This window comes from Arcicella sp. GW821-FHT09D11 (assembly GCF_059416265.1).
Map to the genome: position 1 here is coordinate 230,062 of NZ_JBWKOV010000005.1, position 10,143 is coordinate 240,204.

Below are 10,143 nucleotides of genomic sequence, written 5' to 3' on the forward strand. Positions count from 1 at the left end.
GTTTGGAAACCCACATGAGTTCTCAAACAATCTATTTTGGGCAATTACACCCCTTAAATCACCTTTTTAACACCAGGAATCAATAAAATAAGCCAACCTAATACAAAACTACCTAATACTGCGATGGGCGCTATCACCAAAAGTTTTATGGATGGGTCGACTGTCCAATTTCTTACGGCTAACGATAAGCCGATAATAACCAGCGGATGAAAGATATATACAGCAAAACTACATCTTGATAATTTACTAAGTAATACAGATGTAGTGTTCCAATGCTTTTTGCCGTAAATAAGTAATACTGTCAGAAGCGAAATACCAATCAATTGTTCCCATACTGCATATAATAGCGACTGCCAGTGAAATCCTCCAGAGTACCAAGCAATAGGCATATCTAGCTTTACGCGAATCAGATAAAACATAGGGAAAAACAATAAACACAGTCCTATGGATAAAGTAAGTTGCTTTCTGGTTCGTTCAGAAAGTTGGTCAAACCAATTGTTCCTAGCCGCCAATAATCCAATGATAAAAAATACAATATATTGCGGAAAATGCCCTAATTGAAACCCTAATGGTTTAAGAACCCATCCAACTGGAAATATGATTCTCACTAGGAAACTAACAAAACCTACTGCCATAGCAAGCAAGAGTATCATAAATGCGTTAGGCGTTGGTAAACGTTTTTTAATATTAATGTTAAAAAGGCTTTTTACGAATGCATATACCAAAGAGAACAACAGTAATGCTACAACAAACCACATTACTCCAAAATCTATCCAGTTGTCATACCCTTGAAGATACTGCCAATAAGTAATGTGTTGTTCTTTCCCAAAATAATAAACTAGATAGCAGAGCAAAGGAGAAAAAACAAATGAGTAAAAAACTAAGGGAATACCTAGTCTAAACAGACGGTCACCTATAAACTTAGAAGTACCTTTTCTGGCATAAGACGTACCCGTAAAATAGGCTGCAAGCATGAAGAAAAAGCCCATGAAATAAGATTGGTTTATACTAACAAACATCGTCATGGGAATAAGAGCACCCAAATGAGTAGTTTTTTCAATATAATACCATCCACCTGGACCACCATACGTAACACAAGTATGATGGAGTACTACTAATATGGTTAATAGTAATTTGATGTTATCAATGTATAATAGTTTGTTTGAAGGGCTAGCAGTTGAAATTACAGAAGACATGGTTCATTGGTTTATAGTTGCTACATATCCGACTATCGGCTACTTGCAACAAACCTACAATACGAAAAACGGTTTTCAGCCTAATCTGTTATCAGTAACTATTTTTGTGATGAACAACAAGTCTAGGCTACATTTTTCTGCCTGAGTTGTTCGTAACAGTGATTAAAACTATCTAGCTGTTTCCTAGAAACAGGCACTTTTTCACTGGTTTCGTGAAAGGATAATAAGTAACCTTGAGAATTTCCTGAAACTTTTTCGACTTTGAACATATTTACTAAATAAGCTCTGTGGCACCTGAAAAAATGTGGATAGTCTGAAATTTGAGATTCAAATTGAGTAAGAGAAATTCTTTTTAATTCTATCACTATCTGATTATCAATAGCTCTGGTCAATTCAATATAGTTTCCATCAGCTTTTACGAATAATAAATCATCAATGTTTAAGCTAAAATCATCTTGCTTAACTTGTGTATTGATGAAAAGTGTAGCCTCAATCTCTTTTTTAGGAGTTTCTACACAGAGAGGGACAAACTGAAGTACGAAGGGTGAACCTTTTTTTGATTGAACATAGAAGCTAACTAATCTCAGCAAAAAATAAAAGAAGGTTCCTGCTATAAAGCAGTTTCTAATTTCTTCCCAAAGGTAATTGAAAGACCAGTTATCAGGGTTGTTATAGATTAAATCTCGTATTAAAAAACTAGTAATGCCTGTCAAAATTAGGACTATCCCTATCTGTGAGTATTCCTGTAGTAAAGTCCAGCGTTGAAGACTATCTTTTCTTGCTCTGACATAGTTGAGGATAGAGAAGTAAATAAAAACGATTGATGCAGGTGCTAATGCGTGGAGACTACAGATAAAAAAGTAGTTTATCTTATATTCAGGGGCATACATGCCAAATGGTTTGAACAATAAAAGAAACACAAGGAGGCTAACAAAGATAATTGCCGAACTTTTGAAAAGGTTTTCGGACTTGAATCTAGCTGGATATTCAATTTCCTTTAGTAAATGTTCCCGATTTACATACAATTCCATGGATAACAAGTATTTTTATTTAGCATTAAAATTACAAAAATCTCGTTCCTAAAAGTATATTTTTAAGGGAATATGTCTAAGAAATTTTTATCAGCGATAAAAATCAAGTTAATTGAAAATGTTATTTAAAACCTTTATTAGTATTTATTGGTAGCCTCCTTGTGATTCCTATATTACAAAAAACAAACCCTTTAGTACCCTTATTACTTTCTATTAATCTTCAATAGGCGTCGCTAAAACAATGTCTCTACTTTTCAATAAGGGAATGATTTGCCCAATAATTAAATCTTGATAATGTGCTGATTTACGGTGCTCTGCAATAGCATTTTCATCAATATAGCCTTCAAACAGTATAATTGTATTAGCATCTGTGTTACTCTGATGAACTTTATAGAATAGATTACCACTTTCTTTTACAGTTTCCTTACCTATCGTTTTCAATAAATTCAACACAGTTTCAATATGTCCTTCTTTAACGGTCCATGTAGCGAATACATGGATGGGTTGTTGATTTTTCATTTTCTTTTTTGATTTTTATTATGGTAGTTTTTTCTGTGGTAAACACCACAACTGGTGTGTTATGTTGGTTTCCTCTTCAATGTATGAGGAAATCAATATTACTAAGCTTTAGAAGATTCGAGAATAGCAATCATTTTTTCAGCTACTCCTTTCGCCGAAGCAGGGTTCTGACCTGTTACAATGTTGCCATCTGCAATACTGTTAGCAGACCATGGAGTGGCTGCATGAAATTTCGCTCCTTGGTTAGTAAGTGCTGTTTGTAAGTAGAATGGCACATCATCTTTAGCATAATTTTCCTCCTCCTCATCTGTAAAAGAAGCGATATTTTTGCCCTTTACAAGATAAGAACCGTCGCTCAATTGTACATTCAATAATGATACAGGACCATGACAGACAGCTCCGACAACAGCATTACGTTCATAAGTTTCGGCAATGACTTTTTTGAGGAGGGCATTTTCTGGCATATCTACCATGGGTGCTAAACCGCCAGGTATAAAAATAGCATCGTAATTGCTTACCTCTACGGCTGATAGTTTTCTGCCTTTTTGCATACTAGCCCATCCGTTACCTACCAAAAAATGTAGATTATCAGGGTCATCTGCCAAATTAAGCGCATCTAAATAAGGCGTATCACCTGTTAGGCTAGCAAAATCTATTTGATAATTTGCCTTTTCAAATTCCGCATAAGGGTGAGCTACCTCTGGCAAAAAAGTTCCTGTTCTTCTATTGTTTGGGCCAATAGTATTAGCATTTGAGACGATAATTAAGATTTGCTTTTTCATGATTTGAGTATTTAAAGTTGAGTAATAAATAACTACTGTGTTTTAATTTCTGATTCAAAATTAGCACACAGCCACTCCCTGAGGAAGGAGGCAAATCACAAAAAAAGTGTGACTAAAATCACACTTCATCAACTATCTTTACTTATTAGTAGAATATAGTCTGCTTAATGTTTCTCGGCTGACGCCGAGGTATTCTGCAATATATTTTTTGGGTATTTTTTGCGTGGCATTTGGATAAAGACTCGCAAATTCTTCATATCGCTGTTGAGGAGTACTAGATAGCAAGGAGATAATTCTTTGTTGTAAAGCCACATAGCCTTTGGTAAGTTTTACCCTAAAAAAATGTTCCATTTTATGCATATCAGCAGACAACTTTTCTCTGCCGTGGAGGGTCAGGCACAACACTTCTCCTTCTTCCATACATACCACATGCATATTGGCTTGTTTCTGATGGAAATAGGCAATGTAGTCTGACATCCACCAGTTTTCTGTGGCAAATTGCAGGATATGTTCTTTTCCTTCTTCATCAAGATAAAAAACCCTAAAAGTACCATTCATGACCACATATTCATACTTGGCATTATCCCCTTCCTGAATCAGGTATTGATGTTTTCTTACTTTTCTCTTCGTGAAAAATGTTTTGATATAATCAAATTCTTCATCGCTAATGGATATAATTTCTTCAATGTGGGCTCTTAGTTTTTCCATAATTGTTTTAATAATCAGAGGTTTTTGTTCTCAAATCTAATTTAATAAATATTGAGAAATATAAGCGTCAATTACATTTTTATTGGACATTAAAAAGCCCTCCAAATCCTTGATTTGAAAGGCTTTTAACTTTCTTGTATCTCTTGATTTATATTTGAAGAAAACTTTTTATTACCTGCTTTATTTCATTCCGTAACACTTCTATAGAATAGGGTTTTGTCATAAACATGGATGCCTTATTTTCGAGGGCAAAACTCTTGTCTATCTCATTTGAAGAAGTTGAATAAATAATGACAGGGATATCATTATACTTTTCATGTCCTTTAACCTCTTTCAAAAATTCTCTACCGTCCATTATTGGCATATTAAGGTCAAGAAAAATAATATCTGGTTTCTTAAAATCAGGCAGGTCTAATTTTTCCAATGCTTCAGCACCATTTTTGGCTTCCACATAGTTCACATCTAAATTAAGTGTATGTAAGGACTCTTGAAATATTTCACGTTCATCTAAATCATCATCAATCAAAAAGACAGTCTTCATCATTTGTTGTTTAATATAAAAATAGGAATTTGTTGGTTTAATATCTCTTAATTACTTAGTTAGTCTGTTCTTGTGATGGTAATACAATATTAAATGTTGTTCCTTCGCCTTCCACGGAAAAAGCCTTAATATCTCCATTATGATTTTGTGCAATTTTTCGACACATTGCCAGACCGATACCTGTGCCTGCGAATTCATTCTTGCCATGTAATCTCTGAAAAATATTAAAAATCTGCTCTGCATACTTTTGATTGAAACCAATTCCGTTATCAATGACCTCAATTTTAATATAATCTAATGAAGGGTCAATATTAAACAGCTTTTTATCGTCGTCAACAAGTTTACTGCCTAAAACTTTAATGACAGGCTTCACATGCTGCCGAGAATATTTCAAAGCATTCGATATTAAGTTGCCAAATAACTGCCCCATTTGTAGTGGAATAGCTTTTAATGTTGGCAAATTCTCGTAGATGATAGTGGCTTCTTTTTGTTCTATGGTCAAGTCAAAATCACTTAATATATTCAGTATTATCTCCTCCAAATCTACATTTTCAAATACTTTCGTACCATTAGACAATTCAGAAAAACCTAACACATCCTTTATCAAGGTTGTCATACGTTTTGCTGAATTATTTATTTTTTCAATGTATATTTTTGCCTTATCCGTATCCGTTGAAATATAACTTTCAAGCATTTGCATGAATACGGTTATCTTCCGAATAGGTTCTTGCAAATCGTGTGAAGCGATGTAAGCAAACTGTTGTAATTCTTTGTTATTTATCTCTAATTCTGCATTGGCATGGCGTAACTCTTCCGTACTCTTCCTGACCTTAAAGGTAAGTTCTTCCTGCAATTTCCTTTCTTTGGTAACATCTTGGGCTGTGCCACTTAAGTACTCTGGTTTTCCCTCACTGTTATAAAACACTCTTGCTGTGGCATGAATAATCCTTACCTGACCAGTAAGCCTGTTAATAATTGGATGCTCATTATCATATATTCCTGAAGAACCCGGAGTAATGGTCGCGGCTATTGCATCACTGACTAATTTTCTGTAATCATCAGGTAATGGGTTGTAGGCTTCATCCATTGATTTGGTATCTTCAGAAAAACCCAACCAATCCATAAACCGTTTTGAGTATGAAAATGTTTTATTGTCAATATCAAGTTGCCATGTTGCTAGTTCGGCTAATTCGATAGCCCCAGCTAAGGCAATGCGGGTATCTTCCAGTTTTTGTGAGGCTAATACTCTTTCTGTCACATCAACGGCAATATCCATGATTCCATAAATATTTCCATTAATATCTCTGATTGGCTTATAGGTAAAATCAAAATAAAAAGTACTTAATTTTCCATCAACTACGAGGTGCGCTGGGCTAGATACTGCCTCATAAGCCACACCTGTTAAGTAAACTTCTTGCAATAATGAGAGAAACGGCTGTCCTACTAACTCAGGGATGGCTACTTCAAGTGGTTTTCCTATGATAGTTCTGTCTCTTCCCCAGTAGCCAATCATAATATCGTTAGCAATCTCAATTTTCATGTCCAATCCTGTAAAAAGACAAATTCCTACAGGAGCTTGTTTAATCATCAGGCTAAAACGTTCCTCGCTTTCAGTGAGTGCTCTTCTCCCAGCGATAATTTCATCCATATTCATACAGAATCCCGCATAGCCTGAATAGACACCTTTATCATCAAAAAAAGGATCTCCAGCAGCCCGACACCAGATTATTTCACCAGAACCTTTTCTAATCCTGAAAAGAACATCATAATGAGATAGTGAATTTACAGCTTCCATAAAGACTTCTGCCGCCATTTGTCTATCTTCTTCAATGATGGTGTTTGTCCAACCTGCTCCCAAGAGTGCTTCATATGGCATACCTGTCCACTCTACCAAAGTCTTATTCAAATAGGTCAGCATACCTTGTTGATCAGAAAGCCAAAGTCCTGTGGGTGAACTATCAGTCACATTTCTGAACATAGCATCTGCCTCTCGTTTTACCTGTTCGAGTTTATACTCTGCTTGTTGTAATGCTATTCGGCTTCTTTCTCGTTCTGTAATATCGATGCCTGTTCCTGAGAATGTCTTGGGATTCCCCTTAGAATCAACAATCCTCGCACCAGAAATGGCAATATGATGAATGCTCCCGTCGTCCCATATTACACGTGGAGTATAATAAAATTTGCCAGTGGTTAGCCCTTGCTGGATGGCATCAAGACGCAACCCTAAATCATCAGGATGAATATATTTAACAAAATCCATCCGTGATAAATCCTTTATTTTTGATCCTGATATAAGAGCCGCAAATTCAGCAGAATATTCAATGTTATTAGTAGCAAAGTCGACATTAAAAACGCCCATACCCATAGTTTGTATGGTAAGGTCAGTCAATTGTCTTGACTTAACAATCTCATCATTTGCCTTTTTATGTTCGGTGATGTCCTGTAAAATCCCGTTAAAACGATAGGCTTCTTTATGCTCATTAAACCAAGCACGTCCTTTGGCACGAACATTTTTTTCTTCTTTCGTTACAGGATGAATAATCGTATATTCTATTTCATACTTCCCTCCTAATTCAAATTTCAAGGCATCCTCTATCGCTTTTATCACGTTATCACGATCAGCTTCTGCTATTACGTCCGTTGCTATATTTAGGAGAATTTCATCATCTGGCTTTAATCCAAACCAACTTTTAAGGCGATTATTTGCTGAAAATTTATTAGTGAGTGGATTAAGGTCAAAAGTGCCAAGTTCTGCTGCTTCAATAGCAAATAGTAGTTCATCCTTACTGCTTTGAAGTTGCCTGTTATGATTTACAGTATTGGTTGTTTCGTTACAAACTACTAAAACACCTTTAATCTGGCGATCATCGCCTCTTACGGGACTATAACTGAATGTCCAATATACATCTTCAAGTCTACCATTTCGGTATATTGGCAATAGCATATTCTCATACCAAATACTTTCACCAGTAGTTAATATTTTATTGATAAGCGGGGAAATAAAATCCCATATTTCAGGCCAACAATCTTTTGCCTTTTGTCCTATCGCTTTAGGATGTTTCCCGTACTTACCAAAACTTGGTCTATAAGAATCATTATAAAACTGGATTAGGTCGTCACCCCACCAAAGAAACATAGGGAATTTCGATGGCAATAATGTCGCCAAAGTATTCTTCAAATTTTCTGGCCATGTTTCAGGTCGTCCTAGGCTATTTGAAGACCAGTCTAAATTCCTAATGATTTCGGCAGCTTCGCCACCGTTTTCAAGGAAGAAATAGTCGTCGGTAGTATTTTTAATTTCCAAGAATTAAGGTTGAATTAAGAGGATATGACGAATGTCTTGCCCTTTACAAAAGAATGAAAGTAAATTTAGCTAAAAATATAATAATTCCGACATTAAAGACATTCATTTTGATAGTTAGCCGTACTTTTGCAAGCTCCTAAAAGCAAAAGTCCTGCTATTTATAACAATTAGCAGGGCTATGCATCTCGTCTTTAATTATTTGATAGTATAAATATTATTCAACGTATTTGAATAGAAAGTGATGCACTTTTTGATTCATCGTCGATAGCGTTATATTTATCTATCGGTATTCTTATTTTTTGATTACTCTTTTGAATCTTGTTTTTTTGCTAAAACTTCTCGTGCTTTTTTCAATCCAGTAGCAATGGCAATCCCTTCTTCGGCTCCGTCTTTTAATATCTCATTCGCAATCTCAACGGCTTTGTCCCTAACTTTCTTAGGTTGGTTTTTGTATGATGGCGGATAATCGCTCTTAGTCCATGGCATATTATTTACATTTTTAGTGAAACAAATGTATTTGATTATAAACTATAGTAAGGTATTAAAATATCATGCCATAATATACTTATTCATTGGCTTGCCTATAATGATAGGCAACTTCGCCTAACTGATAACTTCACCAAGCGACTCAAATGCTGTTGATACAATAATTTGATACACAAAATTTAGCTATGAATATTTCAATAGATTTTGTAATTGCAGTACAATTTATCGTTAATTTTATTAAATACTGCCAGTTTTCAATGGCGTTAAAAAATCAAGCTGTCACACTGTCGAATAACTAGAGCTGACCAACATTTATTAAAATAGCAGACAGAAAACATGAAACATCTCCTTATTTATATTTTTTTCATTTCGATTAATGCTAGAGCACAGGACGTAGATATTTTACTAATAGGTGTTTCCCATGACTATAGCAAATATCCTATACAGGATTATTCCAATCTCCATAATAAAATAAGAAAATTCCAGCCTGATGCTTTTTTTGGGGAGTTTCTGAGTAAAGAGGACGAGCGGCTTGTGATGGACTATTGGTGCAAACAGGACAATATTAAGCGACTAAAAATGCTTAGGAGCAATCGAACATTGTCGGATGAGTTACTTTCTAAGTCGATTGACAGCTTAAAAAAAATAGCCCTGCTAAAACCTAAAGACTATTATATAAAAGCTGATTTAGCCCATGCTTATTATCTTAATCAGGATGTCGCAAACGGTCACTATCAATTCTGGCAAGTTTTCGACTATCTTAAGCAAAAACCTGATGCTAAACTTGAAAACTATGTCATAAAATTACTTAGCCCTCAGCTAGATACAACAGGGCGAAGTATGAAAAGGCTGAAAACTTCAGAATATGCGCTAATAGCGTTTCCAATGATGTTGGAAATGGGAGTCCACGACTTACTTTCTATGGATTGTCAGGACTATGATTTGAATTGGCAAGCATCTTGGGTGACATTCGACGCAAAATTCAGTATATTTAGGAATGATACCACAACTTCTTTTGTAAAACAACTGAAAGCAAATTTAGTTGCTATTAACAAAGGTTTTGAAAAGTACGAAAGTATTGAGAAGACTTCAAAAAATGTAACGGAATGGCTTAACACGGATGAGGCATCTGCAATTTCCGCCTCGGGAGATTTTTACTTGCCAGTTATGTATGATATGAAGGGCTTTCCTAAAGAAGAAATGCTTTCAAAAATACATTGGTGGATAATGAGAAATAAGGGAATGTGTGACAATGTTGTAAACAGGGCGAGAATGGCGGGGGCGAAAAAAGTAATAGTCATTGCGGGTGCCAATCATAGAAAATACATGCAGGACATTTTCAAGGCTATGCCCCATGTAAGAATAAGAAACATTAATGAAGTTGATTAGATAATATTTACATAAAGAAAGACGACTATAACGAGAGATAAATGAGGTACTAGATTATTATCGATAAAAAAAGCCTTCAAAATCAAATGACTTTGAAGGCTTTTATCTTTCTTGTGATCCCGCTGGGACTCGAACCCAGGACCCATACATTAAAAGTGTATTGCTCTACCAACTGAGCTACGGAATC

Annotated in this window: 9 protein-coding genes and 1 tRNA gene; 1 reads left to right on the forward strand and 9 read right to left on the reverse strand. The window is 35.3% G+C overall.

Features of this window, described 5'->3' with window-relative positions; all coding sequences use genetic code 11:
* Positions 1-53: 53 nt before the first annotated feature.
* The 8 genes from AC07N0_RS16265 to AC07N0_RS16300 form a co-directional block, all read right to left on the reverse strand.
* Positions 54-1,196 (reverse strand): acyltransferase family protein, encoded by a 1,143-nt coding sequence (locus AC07N0_RS16265; protein ID WP_494590013.1) that lies wholly within the window; start codon positions 1,194-1,196, stop codon positions 54-56.
* Between the two features lie 122 nt (positions 1,197-1,318).
* Positions 1,319-2,227 carry a LytR/AlgR family response regulator transcription factor gene (locus AC07N0_RS16270; protein ID WP_494590014.1) on the reverse strand — a complete coding sequence of 303 codons (909 nt, stop codon included), beginning with the start codon at positions 2,225-2,227 and terminating at the stop codon, positions 1,319-1,321.
* A gap of 213 nt (positions 2,228-2,440) precedes the next feature.
* Positions 2,441-2,746 carry a putative quinol monooxygenase gene (locus tag AC07N0_RS16275; protein WP_494590015.1) on the reverse strand — a complete coding sequence of 102 codons (306 nt, stop codon included), beginning with the start codon at positions 2,744-2,746 and terminating at the stop codon, positions 2,441-2,443.
* A 101-nt stretch (positions 2,747-2,847) separates the two neighbouring features.
* The gene (locus AC07N0_RS16280) at positions 2,848-3,528 is read right to left on the reverse strand and encodes a type 1 glutamine amidotransferase domain-containing protein (protein WP_494590016.1); all 681 of its coding nucleotides are present in this window, start codon (positions 3,526-3,528) and stop codon (positions 2,848-2,850) included.
* Between the two features lie 138 nt (positions 3,529-3,666).
* Positions 3,667-4,236 (reverse strand): Crp/Fnr family transcriptional regulator, encoded by a 570-nt coding sequence (locus tag AC07N0_RS16285; protein WP_494590017.1) that lies wholly within the window; start codon positions 4,234-4,236, stop codon positions 3,667-3,669.
* A gap of 148 nt (positions 4,237-4,384) precedes the next feature.
* The gene (locus AC07N0_RS16290) at positions 4,385-4,780 is read right to left on the reverse strand and encodes a response regulator (RefSeq protein ID WP_494590018.1); all 396 of its coding nucleotides are present in this window, start codon (positions 4,778-4,780) and stop codon (positions 4,385-4,387) included.
* Between the two features lie 52 nt (positions 4,781-4,832).
* Positions 4,833-8,081, reverse strand: coding sequence for a PAS domain S-box protein (locus AC07N0_RS16295; protein WP_494590019.1), 3,249 nt, complete (start codon positions 8,079-8,081; stop codon positions 4,833-4,835).
* Between the two features lie 303 nt (positions 8,082-8,384).
* Entirely contained in the window at positions 8,385-8,567 is a 183-nt protein-coding gene (locus tag AC07N0_RS16300; RefSeq protein WP_492799351.1) for a DUF2188 domain-containing protein, read from the reverse strand.
* 336 nt (positions 8,568-8,903) lie between these two features.
* Between AC07N0_RS16300 and AC07N0_RS16305 the strand changes: the two genes are divergently transcribed.
* On the forward strand, positions 8,904-9,956 hold the full coding sequence (locus AC07N0_RS16305) for a DUF5694 domain-containing protein (RefSeq protein WP_494590020.1): 1,053 nt from the start codon (positions 8,904-8,906) through the stop codon (positions 9,954-9,956).
* 114 nt (positions 9,957-10,070) lie between these two features.
* On the opposite strand, the gene AC07N0_RS16310 is transcribed toward AC07N0_RS16305, so the two are convergent.
* Positions 10,071-10,143 (reverse strand) — tRNA-Lys (locus AC07N0_RS16310).